Annotated in this window: 19 protein-coding genes and 2 tRNA genes; 12 read left to right on the forward strand and 9 right to left on the reverse strand. The window is 59.0% G+C overall.

The window, feature by feature from the left end:
* Nucleotides 1–13: 13 nt before the first annotated feature.
* From atpD to A0U92_RS13490, 6 genes are all read right to left on the reverse strand, one after another.
* A complete protein-coding gene (atpD, locus tag A0U92_RS13465; protein ID WP_077813647.1) occupies nucleotides 14–1,492 on the reverse strand; it encodes a F0F1 ATP synthase subunit beta in 1,479 nt (492 codons plus the stop codon).
* Between the two features lie 59 nt (nucleotides 1,493–1,551).
* Nucleotides 1,552–2,433: a F0F1 ATP synthase subunit gamma gene (locus A0U92_RS13470; protein ID WP_077813648.1), complete on the reverse strand. Its 882-nt coding sequence runs from the start codon at nucleotides 2,431–2,433 to the stop codon at nucleotides 1,552–1,554.
* Nucleotides 2,434–2,449: 16 nt separating this feature from the next.
* On the reverse strand, nucleotides 2,450–3,985 hold the full coding sequence (gene atpA / locus A0U92_RS13475; protein ID WP_077813649.1) for a F0F1 ATP synthase subunit alpha: 1,536 nt from the start codon (nucleotides 3,983–3,985) through the stop codon (nucleotides 2,450–2,452).
* Nucleotides 3,985–4,575 (reverse strand): F0F1 ATP synthase subunit delta, encoded by a 591-nt coding sequence (locus A0U92_RS13480; RefSeq protein WP_077813650.1) that lies wholly within the window; start codon nucleotides 4,573–4,575, stop codon nucleotides 3,985–3,987. The genes atpA and A0U92_RS13480 overlap by 1 nt, the downstream gene beginning before the upstream one ends.
* A 210-nt stretch (nucleotides 4,576–4,785) precedes the next feature.
* Nucleotides 4,786–6,225, reverse strand: coding sequence for an MFS transporter (locus tag A0U92_RS13485; RefSeq protein ID WP_077813651.1), 1,440 nt, complete (start codon nucleotides 6,223–6,225; stop codon nucleotides 4,786–4,788).
* A gap of 107 nt (nucleotides 6,226–6,332) precedes the next feature.
* Nucleotides 6,333–6,406: transfer RNA gene (locus tag A0U92_RS13490), tRNA-Gly, on the reverse strand.
* A 297-nt stretch (nucleotides 6,407–6,703) separates the two neighbouring features.
* Here A0U92_RS13490 and A0U92_RS13495 point away from each other — a divergent pair.
* The 3 genes from A0U92_RS13495 (at nucleotide 6,704) to nusG (ending at nucleotide 7,670) form a co-directional block, all read left to right on the forward strand.
* A tRNA-Trp gene (locus tag A0U92_RS13495) sits at nucleotides 6,704–6,780 on the forward strand.
* A gap of 155 nt (nucleotides 6,781–6,935) precedes the next feature.
* Nucleotides 6,936–7,130 (forward strand): preprotein translocase subunit SecE, encoded by a 195-nt coding sequence (gene secE, locus A0U92_RS13500; RefSeq protein WP_077814465.1) that lies wholly within the window; start codon nucleotides 6,936–6,938, stop codon nucleotides 7,128–7,130.
* A gap of 9 nt (nucleotides 7,131–7,139) precedes the next feature.
* Entirely contained in the window at nucleotides 7,140–7,670 is a 531-nt protein-coding gene (gene nusG, locus A0U92_RS13505; protein ID WP_077813652.1) for a transcription termination/antitermination protein NusG, read from the forward strand.
* Nucleotides 7,671–7,942: 272 nt separating this feature from the next.
* Here the strand turns inward: nusG and A0U92_RS13510 are convergent, their stop codons facing one another.
* The gene (locus A0U92_RS13510) at nucleotides 7,943–8,398 is read right to left on the reverse strand and encodes a DUF2501 domain-containing protein (protein WP_077813653.1); all 456 of its coding nucleotides are present in this window, start codon (nucleotides 8,396–8,398) and stop codon (nucleotides 7,943–7,945) included.
* 322 nt (nucleotides 8,399–8,720) lie between these two features.
* On the opposite strand from A0U92_RS13510, the gene A0U92_RS13515 reads away from it, so the two are divergent.
* From A0U92_RS13515 to A0U92_RS13545, 8 genes are all read left to right on the forward strand, one after another.
* Nucleotides 8,721–9,743 (forward strand): aspartate-semialdehyde dehydrogenase, encoded by a 1,023-nt coding sequence (locus A0U92_RS13515; protein WP_077813654.1) that lies wholly within the window; start codon nucleotides 8,721–8,723, stop codon nucleotides 9,741–9,743.
* 267 nt (nucleotides 9,744–10,010) lie between these two features.
* Nucleotides 10,011–10,487 carry a succinate dehydrogenase, cytochrome b556 subunit gene (gene sdhC / locus A0U92_RS13520; protein WP_077813655.1) on the forward strand — a complete coding sequence of 159 codons (477 nt, stop codon included), beginning with the start codon at nucleotides 10,011–10,013 and terminating at the stop codon, nucleotides 10,485–10,487.
* A 1-nt stretch (nucleotide 10,488) separates the two neighbouring features.
* On the forward strand, nucleotides 10,489–10,908 hold the full coding sequence (gene sdhD, locus A0U92_RS13525; protein WP_077813656.1) for a succinate dehydrogenase, hydrophobic membrane anchor protein: 420 nt from the start codon (nucleotides 10,489–10,491) through the stop codon (nucleotides 10,906–10,908).
* Nucleotides 10,909–10,992: 84 nt separating this feature from the next.
* Nucleotides 10,993–12,804 (forward strand): succinate dehydrogenase flavoprotein subunit, encoded by a 1,812-nt coding sequence (gene sdhA / locus A0U92_RS13530; RefSeq protein ID WP_077813657.1) that lies wholly within the window; start codon nucleotides 10,993–10,995, stop codon nucleotides 12,802–12,804.
* 27 nt (nucleotides 12,805–12,831) lie between these two features.
* Nucleotides 12,832–13,614 (forward strand): succinate dehydrogenase iron-sulfur subunit, encoded by a 783-nt coding sequence (locus tag A0U92_RS13535; RefSeq protein ID WP_077813658.1) that lies wholly within the window; start codon nucleotides 12,832–12,834, stop codon nucleotides 13,612–13,614.
* 76 nt (nucleotides 13,615–13,690) lie between these two features.
* On the forward strand, nucleotides 13,691–13,861 hold the full coding sequence (locus tag A0U92_RS18350; RefSeq protein ID WP_236748149.1) for a hypothetical protein: 171 nt from the start codon (nucleotides 13,691–13,693) through the stop codon (nucleotides 13,859–13,861).
* A complete protein-coding gene (locus tag A0U92_RS13540) occupies nucleotides 13,830–14,159 on the forward strand; it encodes a hypothetical protein (RefSeq protein ID WP_236748150.1) in 330 nt (109 codons plus the stop codon). Before A0U92_RS18350 ends, A0U92_RS13540 begins: the two co-directional genes overlap by 32 nt.
* Before the next feature lie 348 nt (nucleotides 14,160–14,507).
* Nucleotides 14,508–15,608, forward strand: a complete 1,101-nt coding sequence (locus tag A0U92_RS13545) for an acyltransferase family protein (RefSeq protein ID WP_077813659.1) — start codon at nucleotides 14,508–14,510, stop codon at nucleotides 15,606–15,608.
* A 48-nt stretch (nucleotides 15,609–15,656) separates the two neighbouring features.
* Here A0U92_RS13545 and A0U92_RS13550 read toward each other — a convergent pair whose 3' ends face one another.
* Together A0U92_RS13550 and A0U92_RS13555 are read right to left on the reverse strand one after the other, a co-directional pair.
* Nucleotides 15,657–16,004, reverse strand: a complete 348-nt coding sequence (locus A0U92_RS13550) for a zinc ribbon domain-containing protein YjdM (protein WP_077813660.1) — start codon at nucleotides 16,002–16,004, stop codon at nucleotides 15,657–15,659.
* A 126-nt stretch (nucleotides 16,005–16,130) separates the two neighbouring features.
* Nucleotides 16,131–17,246, reverse strand: coding sequence for a THUMP domain-containing class I SAM-dependent RNA methyltransferase (locus A0U92_RS13555; RefSeq protein ID WP_077814466.1), 1,116 nt, complete (start codon nucleotides 17,244–17,246; stop codon nucleotides 16,131–16,133).
* Nucleotides 17,247–17,499: 253 nt separating this feature from the next.
* Between A0U92_RS13555 and A0U92_RS13560 the strand changes: the two genes are divergently transcribed.
* Nucleotides 17,500–18,888 carry a sensor histidine kinase gene (locus A0U92_RS13560; protein ID WP_077813661.1) on the forward strand — a complete coding sequence of 463 codons (1,389 nt, stop codon included), beginning with the start codon at nucleotides 17,500–17,502 and terminating at the stop codon, nucleotides 18,886–18,888.
* Nucleotides 18,889–18,946: the final 58 nt, after the last annotated feature.

Below are 18,946 nucleotides of genomic sequence, written 5' to 3' on the forward strand. Positions count from 1 at the left end.
CGACGTCGGCGACTTACGCCGCTTCCTTCATCTTCTCAGCCTTGGCGACTGCTTCCTCGATGGAGCCCACCATGTAGAAGGCGCCTTCCGGAAGGTCGTCATACTCACCGGCAACGATCGCCTTGAACGAGCGCACCGTGTCTTCCAGCGAAACCAGCTTGCCCGGCGCACCCGTGAACACTTCGGCCACGTGGAACGGCTGGGACAGGAAGCGCTGGATACGACGGGCGCGGGCTACGAGCTGCTTGTCGTCTTCCGAGAGCTCATCCATGCCGAGAATGGCGATGATGTCCTGCAGGGACTTGTAGGTCTGCAGGATACGCTGCACGTCACGCGCAACCTGATAATGCTCTTCACCAACGATTTTCGGATCAAGCGAGCGGGATGTGGAGTCCAGAGGATCCACAGCCGGATAAATGCCCATTTCAGCGATCGAACGGTTAAGAACCGTTGTTGCGTCGAGGTGAGCGAAGGTCGCGGCAGGAGCCGGATCGGTCAGATCGTCGGCAGGCACGTAAACGGCCTGAACGGAGGTGATCGAACCCTTCTTCGTGGAGGTGATACGCTCCTGCAGAGCGCCCATTTCCGTGGCCAGCGTCGGCTGATAACCCACAGCAGACGGGATACGACCCAGCAGAGCGGACACTTCCGAACCAGCCTGCGTGAAGCGGAAGATGTTATCGACGAAGAACAGAACGTCCTGCCCTTCCTCGTCACGGAAATACTCAGCCTGCGTCAGGCCGGAGAGAGCAACGCGGGCACGCGCTCCCGGCGGCTCGTTCATCTGGCCGTAAACCAGCGCCACCTTGGAGCCATCCGTGGAACCGTCTTCGTTCACCTTGATGACGCCTGCATCCTGCATTTCGAAATACAGGTCGTTACCTTCACGGGTACGCTCACCAACACCGGCGAACACGGACACGCCGCCGTGCGCCTTGGCGATGTTGTTGATCAGTTCCTGAATGATGACGGTCTTGCCGACGCCAGCCCCACCGAACAGACCGATCTTGCCGCCCTTGAGATACGGGCAGAGCAGGTCAACAACCTTGATGCCGGTCACGAGGATTTCGGACGCACCGGCCTGCTCTTCAAAGGAAGGAGCCTCGCGGTGAATCGGAGCCGTGCGCGTCGTGCGGATCGGACCCTTTTCGTCGATGGCTTCACCGATCACATTCATGATGCGGCCCAGCACTTCCGGGCCGACCGGCACGGAAATCTGCGCGCCCGTGTCCACGACTTCCTGACCCCGGATGAGGCCGTCGGTGGTGTCCATGGCGATGCAGCGCACTTCGTGTTCGCCAATTTCCTGCGCCACTTCGAGCACAAGAGTGTGGCTGCCCAGCTTCACATGCAGTGCGCCGAGAATTTTGGGCAGTTCGCCTTCAAACTGGACGTCAACGACAGCGCCACGAATCTGGGTGATACGGCCGACATTGTTTGACGAACCCGCGGCTGATGACTGGGCCGGGGTCTGTATGGTGGTGTCCGACATGGGATCAGCTCCTGCGGGCAAATTCGGTCTGAATGATACGGAATCGGATGGAGGCGGCGTCAGACCGCCTGCGCACCCGAGATGATCTCGATGAGGTCGTTGGTGATGTTGGCCTGACGTGTCCGGTTATAAGTCTGCGTCAGACGGTCGATCGCCTTGCCTGCGTTCCGGGTTGCGTTGTCCATGGCGGTCATACGCGCACCCTGTTCGCCGGCTGCCGATTCAAGCAGGGCGGCATAGATCTGCACCTGCAGATTGCGAGGCAGCAGACGTTCCAGCAGCACCTGCTCGTCCGGCTCGAACTCATACTGAGCAGCGTTCGGATCAGGCTTTGCCTCGGCCTCTTCCAGTCCCAGCGGGATGAGCTGCAGAGGCGTCGGCACCTGCGACATCACGTTTTTGAACTGGTTGTAGATAACGGTGCAGACATCGAACTGTCCGGCCTCCAGAAGCGCCGTCACTTTCGCACCGAGATCACTGGCCGCAGAGAACGGAATTTCCTTCCCGCCAACACCGATCACATGATCGACGATCAGATCGGCATATTCACGGGACAGATAGTCATATCCCTTGCGACCAACCGGCAGCAGCTTGACGACCTTGCCTTCGGACTGAAGGCGACGGATCGTGAGACGGGTCGTGCGGTTGATGTTCGAGTTGAACCCACCGGCAAGACCACGGTCACTGGTGATCGGGATCAGAAGATGGACACGGTCATTGCCTGTACCAGCGAGAAGCTGTGGGAGGCCATCCTGACCAGCCATTGATCCGGCAAGCTCACCGAGCATACGACGCATGGCAGCCGCATAAGGGCGAGCCGCCTCAGCGTGCAACTGGGCGCGGCGGAGTTTCGCCGCCGCGACCATTTTCATCGCGCTCGTGATCTTCTTCGTCGACTTGACGCTTCCGATCCGTGCGCGGAGTTCCTTCAGGGAGGCCATGAACGGTTACTCGCGATCAGGCTGCGAAACGACGGTTGAAGTCCGTAAGGAACTCGCCGATCTTCGTTTCAAGATCCTTGGTGATCTGACGCTCGGTACGCAGTCCCTGGACAATGTCCTTGGCGGGGCTACGCAGTTCGGCCAGAAGCTTCGTCTCCCAGGGCACGACCTTGTCGACAGCGATGCCGTCGATATAGCCACGCGTTCCTGCGAACAGCACCACAACCTGCTCTTCAACAGACAGAGGAGAAGACTCAGGCTGCTTCAGAAGCTCCACCAGACGGGCACCACGGGCAAGCTGCTTCTGTGTTGCCGGATCGAGATCCGATGCGAACTGCGAGAACGCAGCCATTTCACGATACTGGGCCAGCTCCAGCTTGATCTTGCCGGCAACCTGCTTCATCGACTTGATCTGCGCGGCAGAACCAACACGGGAAACCGAGCCACCGACGTTCACGGCCGGACGGATACCACGGTAGAACAGGTCGGTCTCAAGGAAGATCTGACCGTCCGTGATGGAAATCACGTTCGTCGGAATGTAGGCGGCGACGTCACCTGCCTGCGTCTCAATGACAGGCAGGGCCGTCAGGGAACCAGCGCCGTTCGCGTCGGACATCTTCGCAGCACGCTCCAGCAGACGGGAGTGCAGGTAGAAGACGTCACCCGGATAGGCTTCACGTGCTGGCGGACGACGCAACAGCAGCGACATCTGACGGTAAGCGACAGCCTGCTTCGACAGATCGTCGTAACAGATCAGGGCGTGCATGCCGTTGTCACGGAAATACTCACCCATGGCGCAGGCGGAGTAAGGCGCCAGATACTGCATGGGCGCCGGATCGGACGCCGTAGCGGCGACCACGATGGAATAAGGCATCGCACCGCGCTCTTCGAGCGTGCGGACAAGCTGGGCCACCGTGGAACGCTTCTGACCGATCGCGACGTAGATGCAGTACAGCGATTTATTGTTGTCGCCCAGCGCATTCACTTCTTTCTGCGCCAGAATGGTGTCGAGCAGGATCGCCGTTTTGCCGGTCTGACGGTCACCAATCACCAGCTCACGCTGTCCACGCCCAATCGGCACAAGAGCATCGATCGCCTTGATACCGGTCTGCATCGGCTCGCTGACCGACTGACGTGGCATGATGCCAGGCGCCTTGACTTCCGCAGGCGTCATGGTGACGTCCGTCAACGGCCCCTTGCCGTCGATCGGGTTGCCGAGACCATCGACAACACGTCCGAGCAGACCCTTGCCGACCGGAACCTCGACGACCGCACCGGAACGGTTGACGGTATCGCCTTCACGGATCTCCGTGTCGGAACCGAAGATAACGACACCAACGTTGTCATTCTCAAGGTTAAGGGCCATGCCCTTCTGACCGGCCGTCGGAAAGTCGACGAGTTCGCCGGCCATGACGTTCTGGAGGCCATAGACACGGGCGATACCATCGCCAACTGTCAGGACAGTTCCTGTTTCGGCGATTTCAGACGCCGTGTCGTATGAAGCGATCTGCTGCTTCAGGATATCCGAAATCTCGGCGGGACGGATTTCCATCACGCGGCTCCCTTCATGGCATAGTGCAGGCGTACAAGGCGGGATTGCAGGCTGGTATCAACAAGGCGCGGACCGACACGCACCACAAGACCACCCAGGATCTCGGGGTCAACGTGCTCCTGAAGCACGACACGCGAATAGCCGGCTTCAGCAAGCTTGCCCTGCAACTGGGCACGCTGCGCTGTTGTGAGGGGTTGCGCGCTGACAATCTCCGCCGAAACCTCGCCCCTGCGGGCAGCAGACACAGCAGCAAAGGCTGCCAGAATCTGGCGCAGGCGAGGGAGTCGGCGATTATCAGCGATCACACCCACGAAATTAATGATCAGGTCACTGAAGCCCTGCTGCTTGACCACGGCAAGGACTGCCTTGCGGGCATCTCTGATATCGAGACGCACATCCTGCAGGACAGCCGCAAACTGAGGACTTTCATCAATCAGTCTGGCAAGAGCTTCGGCCTGGGGCAGAACCTCGTCGAGCTTCCACTTGTCAGCGGCAAGCTCATAAAGCGCGGTCGCATACCGCCCGGCGAGGCCGCCTGTCCCTACCGGGGACTGAGCAGCGGATCGGGTACTTGTTACGGCAGTGGCCACTGTCGACTGTTTCCTTCTGCGTTCCCCAGGGGCATCGGAATGCGCCGTCCCGGTCCGGTTTTCACCCGACCTGAAAGCATACCCGGTCGCATTTGTTATCGTGGCGGCCTCTAGCATGGTGATTACCACCGCGCAACAGACCAGATGAAGAGAAGTCAATCTTCTCCTAATATTTCAACGGCGGCAACACTCTCCCCACCGCGAGCCCTGTCAGGAAAACGCTCGCGCAACCCGCTCGGCACTCTCATGCGCAAAGCGGCTAGTCGCAAGCGCCCCCACCAGCACCACACCGCAGCCGAGCCCCACCGCGATCCAGCACACGAAATAGCTAAGATGTAGAAATGATGCAGAAAATTCCGCCCTGTCACTCGCCACGCTTCCAACGGCCCGCAAGCTGCCAGCTATCGCGACCCCAAGGGCGGCGCCGATCTGACGACTCGTGGAAGCCACCGCCGCAGCCAGCCCGGCCTGCCTTCGCGGCATTCCCGAGACCGCAGCGTTCGTGATCGGCGCATTGCAGAGCCCGAATCCTCCACCCGTCAGCGCATAGGCGATCGCCAGCCAGAGTGGCGACGTATCCGCCGCAAGACCGGTCAGCATCCACGCTCCACCAGCAAGACCACAGCCGGAAAGCATCAACGGCACACGAGCGCCACGCGCCGCCACCAGCCTCCCGGAAAGGGGAGCGGCGACCATCACCGCCACGGCAAAGGGCATGAGCTTCCAGCCCGCTGCGCCGGGAGCAAACCCTCTTACGTCCTGAAGGTAGATGGTGCTCAGGAAAAGCAGTGACGCGAAAATCGCGAAACAGAGCACGGCGAGCACAGTGGCTGACGCGAAAGGCACAGAGCGAAAAAACCCGAGATCCAGCATGGGATGACTGCTCCGTTTTTCGACGACGAGAAACGACACCAGCGATAGGGCAGACAGACCCAGCAGTCCGAGAATCGAAGCACTGCGCCAACCGAGATCCGGCCCCTCGATCAGGGCACCCACCAGCGCCAAGGTCGTCAGGGCCGAAAGCCCCTGCCCGACCGGATCGAATCGCGCCGGAACCGGCGATCGCGATTCGGGCACAAAACGGAGCGTCATTGCCAGAGCGATCAGCCCGACGGGCACATTGATCCAGAACACCGCCCGCCAGCTCAGCGCATCGGCAATAAACCCACCAACGGCCGGCCCCAAAGCCAGAGCGATGCCCGACATCATTCCCCACACACCGATCGCACGGGCACGATCCGCGGGATTCAGGAACGTATTCGCGATGATGGAGAGAGCCACCGGGTTGAGCATTGCCCCTCCCACTCCCTGCAGAATCCGCGACGCGATCATCTGCGCCGGTGTCATGGCCATGCCGCAGAGTGCGGATGCCGCGCAGAAAATCACGATTCCCGTCAGAAAGACTCTTTTGCGACCGAACCGGTCCGCCAGAGTTCCCGCCGCCATGAGCAGGGCCGCGACCGTCAGCGTGTACGCGTCGACAATCCATTGCAGACCGGAGAGGCTGGCCCCGAACGCCTGCCTGATGGAAGGCAGAACGACATTGATGATAGTCACGTCCATCATGACCAGCAGCAGGCTCAGGCAGCAGGACGCCAGCACAAGCCACTGCTGTTTTCCGGCAGGCGACTGAGCGGTTTGTGAGGACATATCATTTCTTTTCCTGTCGGCGCTTCAGACACGACGAAACGCAGGCAAATTGGGTATCCCCAGCCTGACCGGCCTGTCACATCACATATCAGCGCATACAGGAAATCTGGAGCGGGCGAAGGGAATCGAACCCTCCTAAGAAGCTTGGAAGGCTACTGCATTACCACTATGCTACGCCCGCATCCGAGGCGCTTATATAACTTCCCTTTCCGACGAAGCAAGCCTCTATCCGCACCCTGCATGCGCAGGAAGATCCGGACAGCTTCTTCCCATGAAAATAATTCCTGCAAAAAACAGGCGTTTCCTCCGGATTTACGGCATTTTTTCTATTGGGAAGAACATTTTTCCAGAGCAATTCTCTCTTCCTCCTCTTGACTTTGAACGCGCAACATATTCTTTTCCGCCACCTGTGCCCGACCTGAGTGAAAGTGGCGGAAAAGACTTCGGTCTGCTCCAGGGTCACTCGGGATGGTACCGCAGGGGTGTAGCTCAATTGGCTAGAGCGCCGGTCTCCAAAACCGGAGGTTGCGGGTTCGAGACCCTCCGCCCCTGCCAAATCAGCCTGAATTCAGTCTCAACGGGATCAGTCCCGACGCTGGACAGGGCTGGCACAGGTTGCCGGCTCCGGTCGGTTTCTGGCGAGTGTTACCGGTTTGCCGGATTCGGTCTTTGTCAGGACCGATGGGCAGGCCGAAAGAGAAGGTTTTTTCGTGTCAGCCAGTCCAGTCAAATTCCTCCGGGATGTAGAAGCCGAGGCCAAAAAGGTCACCTGGCCGTCACGGAAAGCGACGCTGGTGACAACGGGAGCCGTGCTCGCGATGGCTACGCTCGCTTCCATTTTCTTTTTCGTCGTCGATCAGGCTATCGGGCTCGGCGTGCGGGAACTTTTCGGACTGGGAGGCTAGAAGACCGGTATGGCCAAGCGGTGGTACGTCGTTCACGTCTATTCGGGTTTCGAGAAGAAAATCGCCACCCAGATTATGGAAGAGGCTGCCCAGAAAGGGTTGTCCGACCATATTGAGCAGGTTCTCGTCCCTTCCGAGGAAGTGGTGGAGATCCGTCGTGGCCAGAAGGTCAACTCCGAGCGCAAGTTTTTCCCGGGATACATTCTGGTGAACATGGAGCTCACGGATGACGCCTGGCATCTGGTGAAAGACACTCCCAGAGTGACCGGCTTCCTCGGTTCCAAGACCCGTCCAAGCCCAATTCCCGCGGCGGAAGCCGAACGGATCATGAAGCAGGCTCAGGAAGGCGTCGAGCGCCCGCGCTCTTCCGTCACCTTCGAGGTCGGCGAGCAGATCCGTGTCGCGGATGGCCCCTTCACGTCGTTCAACGGCGTTGTCGAGGAAGTCGACGAAGAGAAGCAGCGCCTCAAGGTCAGCGTTTCGATCTTCGGACGCTCCACACCTGTCGATCTGGAATATGGGCAGGTCGAGAAGCTCTGACCGTCCCTTCAGTTCATATCTGACGGAAAGCCCCGGTTCAAAAGACCGGGGCTTTTTTCTGTATGGGCTTCCAGGCCGGGAACAGGAGATTGTGTCTCCCGCTTTCGTCCATCCCGATCAGCAACCATAATGTCCGGATCAAAAAGACTGCGGCGCCCAAGGCAGGGAGCGTAGCGGATCAGGGCCTCTCCCCGACCAGAACACGCCTGACAGGGCGCTCTCGTAAACCCGCTGGCCACTCACTGAAGGAGCCAGCGGGTTCACCACTCCTGTCAGAGAAGCGAGGACGCCTTGCTCATGACAGCCTTGCAGACTTTCCTGCGCACAGCGTCCTTCAGGGAAGAAAGGGAAAGCTGGTTGCCGTCAGCAAGCTGGAGCAGACCCTGCTGACCCGAAGCATAGGACGAGTCACTGGCCACGCCAGAATTGCCTGTCAGCGTGCTGAGCGTGGATTTTGCGGACGATACATTGCTGACCAGATCATTCTGCACACAGTAGCTCAGAAGGCCGGTCACGTTGCCGGAGCTTGCGGAAGAAAGCGAAGGAACGCCAAGGTTACCGAGCAGCCCGGATGTGGTGGGTGTACCGGCAGAGCCCGTCACGCTTTGCAGCGCACCCTGCTCCGCACCCTGGACAATGCCTCCAAAGGACTGTGCGTGCGCGGCGGATACACCTGCAAGTGACAGCCCAGCGATGAGCGCCAGAACGCCAGAACGACGAAAGATCATGAGTTTTCCTTCTTAGTGATGGCCCCGGCAAGCCAGTTATCACCGAAGCGCTTTCAGACTGTTGGACCTTAATGAGGCGGAAACGCGGCACAACCGCAAAGTTACCCGTGAATTGCAGGACTGTTCCGCCTGCAACTCTCTCATCCTGCTCCTCACAAGCCAGACGCCACATGTGAACCCGGCTCAAAAGCCTTGATCTCACACGCAGGCACCCTTGAGCCTTGCGATAAGTCTTCCACGCACCACGTTCCTGCTATAGGTGTCGACTCGCAATTTTACAGTGGCACTTCCACAGTGAGCGTGGATCAGGAGAGGAACTGAGATGGGTTATCGCGTGGCGGTCGTGGGCGCGACAGGCGCTGTCGGACGCGAAATACTGAAAACCTTGCACGAGCGGGAATTCCCCGTCGACGAGATCGTGGCTCTGGCGTCACCTCGTTCGGCCGGCCGTGAAGTCTCCTTCGGGGACCGCACGCTGAAAGTGCAGAATCTCGAGACATTCGATTTCACGGGCTGGGACGTCGCCCTGTTCTCGCCGGGAGCGAGCGTATCCGCCATTCACGGCCCCCGCGCCGCGAAGGCCGGGTGTATCGTGATCGACAACACCTCCCACTTCCGCATGGAGCCTGATGTCCCGCTGGTTGTGCCGGAAGTGAATCCGAACGACCTGAAAAAGGCCAAACGCGGAATCGTCGCGAATCCGAACTGCTCCACCATCCAGATGGTCGTGGCGCTGAAGCCGCTCCATGACCTTTTCACGGCCAAACGTGTCGTCGTCGCGACCTATCAGGCTGTCGCAGGCGCAGGCAAGGACGGCATGGACGAGCTGTTCGCCCAGACCAAGGGCACGTTCGTCAACGATCCGCCAAAGATCGAGCAGTTCCAGAAGCAGATCGCGTTCAACTGCATTCCTCAGATCGACCGTTTCATGGATGACGGCGCGACCAAGGAAGAGTGGAAGATGACTGTCGAGACGAAAAAGATTCTCGACCCGGAGATTCAGGTTCTCGCCACCTGCGTGCGCGTGCCGGTGTTCATCGGTCACTCGGAAGCCGTTGTCGTCGAGTTCGAGGAGCCGGTCGATCTCAGGAAAGCGCGTGAAGCGCTGCGCGAGGCGGAAGGAGTCGTTCTTCTCGATGAGCGCGAGGATGGTGGTTACGTGACGCCGATCGAATGCGTGGGCGAAGACGCAACCTACGTCTCCCGTCTGCGAATCGACCCGACCGTGCCGAATGGCCTGGCCTTCTGGTGCGTGTCAGACAATCTGCGCAAGGGCGCTGCCCTGAACGCCGTGCAGATCGCCGAGACGATGATTGCTCTCGATCTGTTGCCTCATCGCAACTAAGACACCGACTGGTCACGTGTGATTGATGTGACCAGTCAATCAAACGACTGTTTGATGCGATTTATGCCTGCTGAAACAGTTCAGGCGTCATCTGCCACGGAGCAGTCATGCTGCTGGCGGACGTTTCTTCTCCCAAAACAGGAGCCTCCCTCTCGGTCTCGTGTTTCCGCGTTGAATTGACCCCGAAAATCCTGCGGCGTAGGACCGGTTGTGGAATAGCGCCGCCTTTCGTGCGGCGTTTTACGTGGACAAGATGACGAGGCGACGATGCAGGATGTCCGGGAAGCGCTCTATGTCGGGAGCCGAAGTGACGGCGCTCTAATCCGACGACCGATGTCACCGCATCTTCAGGTCTATAAAATGCGCCTGTCGATGTTTCTTTCCATTTCGAACCGAATTACGGGTGTGGTGGCAACCGGCGGTTCAGCACTGGGCGTCTTCTGGCTGGCGGCTCTGGCGAAAGGACCGAAGTCCTTTGCAAGCGCCCGCAAGGTGACAGGCAATCCGCTGGGACAGTTCGTGCTGTTCGGATGGATCTTCTCGCTGGTGTGGCACACGGTCGGTGGTCTTCGCCACTTCATCTGGGATGCCGGTCATCGCTACGACAAGAAGGAACTGAACGAGGACGGTCCGGTGGCGCTGGGCGTCATCGCCGGCGTGGGCGTCACGCTCGCAACCTCCCTTCTCGGCATTTCCTGCTGTCGTGCACGTCGTCGCGCCAAGCTGCTGAAAAAGGCTTCCTGAGATGAATGCAACGTCTCCCACGCATCATACCGTGATGCGCTCACAGCTCGGTCGCGCCCGCGGCCTCGGCTCGGGTCATTCCGGCACCGATCACTGGATTGTGGAACGCGTTTCAGCAGCAAGCCTGCTGCCGCTCACCGGCTGGTTTGTCATCCAGATGTTTCGCCTCGGCGGCGAAGACTATGAAAAAGTCGCCAAATGGGGTGGCAAGCCGGTCAATGCCACGCTTCTCGCCGCTCTCGTCGCCACCAGCTTCTATCACGCGGAAGTCGGCTTGCAGGTGATTGTGGACGATTACGTGCATGGCAAGGCTCACGCCCCCACCAAACTGCTCGTCAAGATCGGCACAGGACTTCTTGGTCTGCTCGGCATTGTCTCGGTGCTGAAACTGGCCCTTGGTCGCCCTGCCTCCAAAGGCTGATCGCCGCTGACCGACGAGGCCAGCAGGCTCCGCCGGTTCTTATGTTGAAATGACTGGTCGCAAGACAACGGGAGCGCCGTCACCATGAACGCTAATTCCTCTCCTTCCCGGGGGGCCTACCGCATTGTCGATCACGCCTATGACGTGGTCGTGGTCGGCGCCGGCGGGTCGGGTCTCCGTGCAACGCTGGGTATGGGCGCCGCTGGCCTGTCCACTGCCTGCGTCACGAAAGTTTTCCCCACACGCAGCCATACGGTCGCAGCACAGGGCGGCATTGGCGCCTCCCTTGGCAACATGGCCGAGGATAACTGGCGCTGGCACATGTACGACACCGTGAAGGGGTCGGACTGGCTGGGCGATCAGGACGCGATCGAGTTCATGTGCCGCGAGGCGGTCCCCGCCGTGCATGAACTCGAACATTTCGGCGTGCCGTTCTCCCGCACCGAACAGGGCAAGATCTATCAGCGCCCCTTCGGTGGTCACATGAGCGACTTCGGCAAGGCTCCGGTGCCCCGCGCCTGCGCCGCCGCCGACCGCACGGGCCATGCGATCCTGCACACGCTGTATCAGCAGTGCCTGAAGCATAACGTCGAGTTCTTCGTCGAATATTTCGCCATCGACCTCATCATGGATGAGGAAGGCGCGTGTCGCGGCGTGATGGCATGGTGTCAGGACGACGGCACAATCCATCGCTTCAACGCGAAGATGGTCGTTCTGGCGACCGGCGGCTACGGTCGCGCCTGGCAGTCCTGCACCTCGGCCCACACCTGCACGGGTGACGGCGGCGGCATGGTCATGCGCGCTGGTCTCCCGACACAGGATATGGAGTTCGTGCAGTTCCATCCTACCGGCATCTATCCGGCGGGCTGCCTGCTGACCGAAGGCTGCCGTGGTGAAGGCGCCTATCTGACCAACTCCGAAGGTGAGCGCTTCATGGAGCGTTATGCGCCGACGGCGAAGGATCTGGCGTCCCGTGACGTGGTCTCCCGCGCCATGACGGTCGAGATCAAGGAAGGGCGTGGTTGCGGCACGAAAAAAGACCACATCATGATGCATCTGGAGCATCTCGGCTCCGATCTGCTGCATGAGCGTCTGCCGGGCATCATCGAAACGTCACGCATCTTTGCCGGTGTGGACGTGACGAAGGAGCCGGTACCGGTTCTGCCGACCGTTCACTACAACATGGGCGGTATCCCGACGAACATTCACGGTGAAGTGGTCCGTCCGACGGACGACAACCCGGATGCCGTCGTTCCCGGCCTGATGGCCGTGGGTGAAGCGGCGTGCGTGTCCGTGCATGGCGCGAACCGTCTTGGCACCAACTCGCTGCTCGATCTGATCGTCTTTGGTCGCGCCGCCGCCAAGCGCGCCGCCGAGATCGTCAAGCCGGCTGATTTCGTGAAGCCGCTGCCTGCCGGCGCCGGCGAGTATGCGCTGGATCGTCTCGATCGCATCCGTTACGCGAAAGGCGACACACGCGTCTCCGAGCTGCGTGACCGTCTCCAGCGCGACATGCAGACCCATGCCGCCGTGTTCCGCACGGAAGAGAGCATGAAGGAAGGCTGTGACAAGATTCAGGAAATCTGGAAGGCCAAGGACGACATGTCCGTCGCCGACCGTTCCCTGATCTGGAACAGTGACCTGATGGAAGCCCTCGAGTTCGAGAACCTTCTTGGCAACGCGACGGCGACGCTGGAAAGCGGACTGGTCCGTCACGAAAGCCGTGGCGCCCATGCCCGTGACGATTATCCGGACCGTGACGACAAGGAATGGATGAAGCACAGCGTATCGTGGCTGGACGACAAGGGCGGCACGAAGATGACCTATCGCCCCGTGCACATGAAGACCCTCACCGACGAGGTTCAGGTCTTCCCGCCCAAGAAGCGCGTCTACTAACCCGCCGTCAGAAAAGGGAGACTGAAGATGGTCGAACTGAGACTTCCGCGTAACAGCACGGTGGGCAAGGGGCAGCTCTTTCCTGCCCCCGCCGGCTCCAAGAATGTGCGGACTTTCAAGATCTATCGCTGGACGCCGGATGACGACAGCAATCCGGTGATGGACACCTATGAGATCGACATCGACACCATCGGCCCGATGGTTCTCGATGCGCTGATCCACATCAAGAACGACGTCGATCCGACGCTGACGTTCCGCCGCTCCTGCCGTGAAGGCATCTGTGGTTCCTGCGCGATGAATATCGACGGCGAGAATACGCTCGCGTGCCTCAAACCGATCAAGGACATGCAGGGGGATATCATTATCAATCCCCTCCCCCACATGCCCATCGTGAAGGATCTGGTGTCCAACCTCGACGGTGCGTATGCCCAGTTGCGCTCCATTGAGCCGTGGATGAAGGCCGACAGCGCGCCACCGCCGGATGGCGAGCGTCTCCAGTCACCCGAAGAGCGCGCCAAGCTGGACGGCATGTGGGAGTGCATCCTGTGCTTCTGCTGCACGACCTCCTGCCCGTCCTACTGGTGGAACGGCGACCGTTACCTTGGTCCGGCCACGCTGCTCGCGGCCTATCGCTGGATCGCGGACAGCCGTGACGAGCATCAGGGCGACCGTCTCGACTCGCTGGAAGACACCTTCAAGCTCTATGCGTGCCGCACGATCATGAACTGCACGCAGACCTGCCCGAAAGGTCTCAATCCCGCCAAAGCCATTGGCCGGATCAAGGAGCTACAGGTCGAGCGCAAGCTCTGATCTGCTGATCGAACGCTGCATCAAGAACGCCGGGAGGGGAACCTTCCGGCGTTTTTTGTTGGGCTGAAGGTATTTTATGAACAGACCCGCGCCTGTGAATGCCTGCGCCTCAGAACTTCTGCTCCGCATCAGTTCACAGATGCGGAGCAGAAGGCGTTCGGAACTGGCTGGCATCACGCTGGTCATCGCAGCGGGCTCCGGGATTATCGCCTGCGATGCCGGGGGCGATCCGGCATCCAGCGGGTGATCTGGTTTTCTTCCATGCCATCACGCCGGAGACGGATCACAGCACCCATTATTTTTCCGGGATCATGCGGAATTTTTCGCTCGACAGTGAACTCGTTTCCAACAGCCACACAGAACGCAATGATCAGGTTGTGAATGAGGACATCAGGATTCTGGAAGCGATAGAACCCTGTCTGGCAGGCGCGGATGCAACCGGTGAACCAAATTTCGTGACTGATGCCGCCGCAGCGCGTGTGCGACGGCGCATTGAAGCCCTTATGGAAAACAGGTCCGTCGCAGCATGTCATCCAGACGAGTAACGCGACCGGACAGACAAGGTGATTTTATAAGACCGTGAATAAATCTGAAAGAAATCGATTACACAAAATCTTCGAAAAGACGATGTGATTTGAATTTTTTGAAAAAAATATTTGTCAAAATGTTTGTATTATTGCTCAGATAGTCGTTAGGAAATCTTTTCCAGAAGTCACGATCGCTCTGCCTGCTCCTGATTGACCCGGGAAACTTTAACCACAGGCCAATTCCTGCCATTGAAAAACATGTTTATACCTGTTTTGCTGGCCTGAAGATGTCTCTTCATCCAACGAACAGGGCGCGAAAACAGAAATGCAGCTTTCATCATCACGATTTTCACCTCACACGCAGCGATGAAAAACGTGCGCTTTGACGCCCTTCAGTCCGTCCGTGGACTGGCGGCGCTTGTCGTGGTGCTGAGGCACGTTATGGCCTGCTACCCTCTGTCGAGCCATTCCGCCACGGTCATCATCTTTTTTCTTTTCAACTCCCCGGCTGCTGTCACGCTTTTTTTCGTTCTCAGCGGATTTGTCCTGACACATTCCCTCGTGGGGCAGAGTTTTTCGTTACCAACCGTTCTGACATTCTGGACACGTCGCGTCTTTCGCATTCTGCCTGCTCTGATGGCCATCACGCTGCTTTCAGCGCTTTTCACGCGGACACCTTTTGCCGCCTGGCCTCTGGCAGGAAACGATCCGTCGATGGAAGGACTTCTCCCCCATGACATACCCCTGTCGCCCGCGCTGCTGACCAAATGTCTTTTCTCGATTTCCGGCGCATTGGTGCCCCAGAACTGGACCGTCGCGGTTGAACTGATTGCTGCTGTCTTTTTCCCTTTTCTGTGGGTGGCCAGCCGAAATGAAAGCCGGATTTTCCTTCCCGTCGTGCTGTTGACTCTGGCCCTGTCCATCTGTGCGCCGTCAGGAGGCAAGGGTCTTCCCTTCATTTATGGCTTCAGTTTCGTGGTGGGAGTCATCGCGTATCGAGGATGGCAGAACACAACCATCATACTCACTTCATTCGGGATACTGCTCGCTGCCGTGGGCGCGTCGCTTCCCACGACGCTTCTCACCGAACCCGAGACGCTGGGGGCTGTTTTCAACGACCCTAAACTGACGATTCCGGAAGCAATCTGCGCGGGTTTTGTGCTGTTCGGACTGGCGCGCAATGGCAGGATAGCGAACCTGCTTACACACAGGGCGCTCCTCTGGCTGGGTGATATCTCATTCAGCCTGTATCTCGTGCATTTTCTGATCATCGCCATTGCAGGACGACTGCTTGCCCCCATCCTTCCCGCGTTTTCGATGCCTGTGCGGGAAGCTATGGTTTTCTGCCTGACCCTGCTGATCGCGCTGCCGCTAAGTCATTTTCTGTACGAAAAAGTGGAAAGACCGGCCAACCGGCTGGGATACCGTCTTTCCTCGCTTTTCCAGCCCTCGCGAAAGGCTCTCTAAACCGGCCCGTTTCGTCAATTCATCAGATGGACACGCGCCTTCTGGAAATCAGACTTTCTTCACAAACTCGGATTTCAGGTTCATCGCGCCAAAACCGGGGATCTTGCAGGCAATGTCGTGGCCGTCCGCGCCATCGACAAGGCGGATTCCCTTGACCTTGGTGCCGCCTTTTACAACCTGCGAGGAACCCTTGATCTTGAGGTCCTTGATGACGCTGACCGTATCGCCATCCGCCAGCACATTACCGTTGGCGTCGTGGATCACACGCTCACCTGCCTCACCGGCCTCCGGGGCGCTGCCGGTCCACTCATGAGCGCATTCCGGGCAGATCCAGAGAGGACCGTCCTGATACACATGCTCCGATCCGCATTCCGGGCATTTCAGGGCTTCACTCATCTCGCACACTCTCCGTTGCTGTCAGACGCAGGGTGCGCCGTCGTGAAGGCAGGCATGGCAAACACGCGCCTTTCGCACAAGTCCGGGCCATGCTCCCGATAGTAGAAAGGCTTCAAAAAAGGTCGCTCAGGGAAGCGGGGCCGTGTGAAACAGCGTCACACGCAGTCCACCATGAGGGACAGGTGCGGTTGTCGGCAGAAACGGCAGTCCGGCGGCGTGAGCCAGCGCTGTTTCCGTCGTGACGATCCCCACGCGCCAGCCCGAAAACCGGCTCATCAGGGTCTGGCCAAAGGCGCGATAAAGAGGGATCAACGCTTTCCTGTCACCGATGCGTGTTCCATAGGGCGGGTTGGCGATCACCAGACCGGGCGGTCCCTCCGGTGGCTGGAGTTCACTGATCGTCGCCTGCTGAAGCGTCACATACTCACTGACGCCTGCCCGCTCCAGATTGGCGAGGCTCATGGTGATAGCGCCGGCATCCCGATCACTGCCGTAAAACCGGACAGAAGGCGTGCGTCCGCTCTTTACCGAACGCATCTGTTCCCATGCCTCGGGATCAAACGTCGCGAGTTCCTCAAAAGCGAAGTGACGGGAGCGTCCCGGATTGAGGCGGGCAGCGATTTCAGCCGCTTCCAGCAGAAACGTGCCTGAGCCGCACATGGGGTCCACAACGGGCTCGTTACCTGAGTAGCCGCATTGCCGCAGGAAAAGGGAGGCCATGGTCTCGCGCATGGGAGCCCGGTTGACGGCCTCCTTGTGACCGCGCCTATGAAGAAGAACGCCGGACGTATCGATACTGATGGTGCAGACATCCCGTTCAATGCGCGCCCGCACCAGAACACCGCCCTCCTCCGCCTCCGGCGCTCCCAGTGTTTCACGGATGGCGCGGGTGATACGTTCGGAGACGGCTCCCTCGTGATAGATTTTCGATGTCGTGCAGGCCGCCTCGACACGAAACGGAATGTCCGGACGCAGCACATCGGCCCAGGGCGCGCGGCGGATACGCTGATCGAGATGCGCCAGATGCGTCACGTGAAAACTGTCGATCCGCGCCAGAACCCGGCTTGCTCCACGGATCCAGAGATTGGCCCGCCAGACCTCCGGCCACCCCCCCATAATCGTGACGCCCCCGGGAACGGCGGCGGGGCGTTTGAAACCTTTAAGGCGCACTTCATCGCACAGGACGGTTTCCAGTCCGGGAATGGTTGCCAGAAATATCTCGAAGGGGCGCGTTCCAGTCATCGGGCCTCCATGACAGGAAGCGCGCCGCTCAGCAAACAGGTATTTCCAGAGAGCCGATCTGAAAACGCTCCCGATCCCTGATGACTGCATGCTGCATGCCGGTTTTGATCACCATTTTCTGTATCGGGTTTTTCCATATTTTGACAAAAAAAGCTCGCCCGGTGTTTCATGAAGTGTATATTTTATGAGAAATCCAGTCTTTGTCCGGCACTGAGACAGCACGTGCAGATTTTTCTGACCATCCGGGACCGCAATGGACATCGCCTCAGCTGTCATTCCGCCCTCAGCGCATGTCACTCTCGACCTTCTTCCCGATCTGATCAGTGTGATCAGCCCGGAAGGGCGGAATGATTATTTCAACAAGGCATGGCGCGACCACGCGAATGGACCGGAGCCTAATTTTGCATCCGCCTCCTGGATTGACTGGGTAATTGTCGAAGACCGGGGAAAGATCGCACAGGCTATCCGTCTCTCCCTGGACACCAGTCATCAGCAGATGACTGAATGCCGCCTGAGCGGCAGCGCAGCCCCTAGCCCGCAGCACGCCGGTCGGTGGTTCCTGTTTCGCGCCGTCCCGCACAAGGATGGCAACAACAGGGTTCTGTTCTGGTTTCACATATTGACCGATGTTCATGAGCAGAAGCTGCGTGAGCAGAAAACCAGCCATAATGCCCGCATGCGCATGGCCATGCTCAATGTCAGTTCAGACTGCATCAAGGTGATCAATACCGACGGCTCGCTGGCTCATATGAATGAAGCGGGTTGTGTCGCGCTGAATGTCGATCCGAATTCGGGTTTCGGCATGAAGTGGATTGCCCTTCTCCCTCAGGAAGCATGGGAGGCCGGTGAAAAAGCACTGGAAGAAGCCAGAAGCGGAGAGAGTGCGAGATTTGGCGGTCTCAGCCAGATACCGGGCCAGCCACCGCGTTACTGGGATAATGTCCTGACCCCGCTACTCAACCTGAATGGCACTGTGGAAGCAATCCTCTGTGTCTCTCGTGATGTGACGGAAGTAAAGGAGAACGAAGCTCGGATCGGCATGCTTCTGCGTGAGGTCACGCACCGCTCCCGCAATATGCTGACGGTGGTGCGGGCCATGCTCAGACGCACTGTTCCGGACCCGCGCGCGCAGTTTGTGACTGCGCTCGATCAGCGCATTACAGCCATTGCCCGCAGTCTGGACCTGCTGGTGAGGGAACAATGGACCGGCGCCCCAATTGAGGATGTCGTGACGACGCAGACAGCGTCAACTGGCGAGACATGGCTCAACCGGCTCCGCATCAACGGCGCGCCTCATCTCCGTTTACGCTCGGAAGCCGTGGAAAAAATAGGATTGGCCATCCATGAACTGGCGACAAATGCAACGCATTACGGCGCGTTTTCCAATGCGACCGGCACAGTCACCGTCACATGGGGCGTTGACGAGACTGGCGATGACGCACTGTTCCGGCTGCAATGGAAGGAGCATGGCGGCCCCCCGGTTACAGAACCTTTGTCAAAAGGCTTCGGTGCTGCGGTGATCGAGCGCAATCCACGCGGAATAGAGGGCGCCAATGTCACCTTTCGCTATGAAGAGGATGGCGTGTTCTGGGAGTTCACAGCACCGGCAGGCAGGGTACTGACCGGTTTCAAGACATCCTGAACCTTCCTGTATTGCCTCCTCAATCGCTTCACAGCGCCCGGAATCCCTTTCTCTCGCG

Origin of the sequence: Acetobacter aceti, assembly GCF_002005445.1 — a bacterium.
Lineage (GTDB): Bacteria > Pseudomonadota > Alphaproteobacteria > Acetobacterales > Acetobacteraceae > Acetobacter > Acetobacter aceti_B.

Excerpts from the sequence above, each read along its gene's own strand:
- atpD (WP_077813647.1), bottom strand. The coding sequence starts at position 1,492 with ATGTCGGACACCACCATACAGACCCCGGCCCAGTCATCAGCCGCGGGT.
- A0U92_RS13470 (WP_077813648.1), bottom strand. The coding sequence starts at position 2,433 with ATGGCCTCCCTGAAGGAACTCCGCGCACGGATCGGAAGCGTCAAGTCG.
- atpA (WP_077813649.1), bottom strand. The coding sequence starts at position 3,985 with ATGGAAATCCGTCCCGCCGAGATTTCGGATATCCTGAAGCAGCAGATC.
- A0U92_RS13485 (WP_077813651.1), bottom strand. The coding sequence starts at position 6,225 with ATGTCCTCACAAACCGCTCAGTCGCCTGCCGGAAAACAGCAGTGGCTT.
- nusG (WP_077813652.1), top strand. The coding sequence starts at position 7,140 with ATGGCCAAGCGGTGGTACGTCGTTCACGTCTATTCGGGTTTCGAGAAG.
- A0U92_RS13510 (WP_077813653.1), bottom strand. The coding sequence starts at position 8,398 with ATGATCTTTCGTCGTTCTGGCGTTCTGGCGCTCATCGCTGGGCTGTCA.
- A0U92_RS13515 (WP_077813654.1), top strand. The coding sequence starts at position 8,721 with ATGGGTTATCGCGTGGCGGTCGTGGGCGCGACAGGCGCTGTCGGACGC.
- sdhC (WP_077813655.1), top strand. The coding sequence starts at position 10,011 with ATGCAGGATGTCCGGGAAGCGCTCTATGTCGGGAGCCGAAGTGACGGC.
- sdhD (WP_077813656.1), top strand. The coding sequence starts at position 10,489 with ATGAATGCAACGTCTCCCACGCATCATACCGTGATGCGCTCACAGCTC.
- sdhA (WP_077813657.1), top strand. The coding sequence starts at position 10,993 with ATGAACGCTAATTCCTCTCCTTCCCGGGGGGCCTACCGCATTGTCGAT.
- A0U92_RS13535 (WP_077813658.1), top strand. The coding sequence starts at position 12,832 with ATGGTCGAACTGAGACTTCCGCGTAACAGCACGGTGGGCAAGGGGCAG.
- A0U92_RS18350 (WP_236748149.1), top strand. The coding sequence starts at position 13,691 with ATGAACAGACCCGCGCCTGTGAATGCCTGCGCCTCAGAACTTCTGCTC.
- A0U92_RS13540 (WP_236748150.1), top strand. The coding sequence starts at position 13,830 with ATGCCGGGGGCGATCCGGCATCCAGCGGGTGATCTGGTTTTCTTCCAT.
- A0U92_RS13545 (WP_077813659.1), top strand. The coding sequence starts at position 14,508 with ATGAAAAACGTGCGCTTTGACGCCCTTCAGTCCGTCCGTGGACTGGCG.
- A0U92_RS13550 (WP_077813660.1), bottom strand. The coding sequence starts at position 16,004 with ATGAGTGAAGCCCTGAAATGCCCGGAATGCGGATCGGAGCATGTGTAT.
- A0U92_RS13555 (WP_077814466.1), bottom strand. The coding sequence starts at position 17,246 with ATGACTGGAACGCGCCCCTTCGAGATATTTCTGGCAACCATTCCCGGA.
- A0U92_RS13560 (WP_077813661.1), top strand. The coding sequence starts at position 17,500 with ATGGACATCGCCTCAGCTGTCATTCCGCCCTCAGCGCATGTCACTCTC.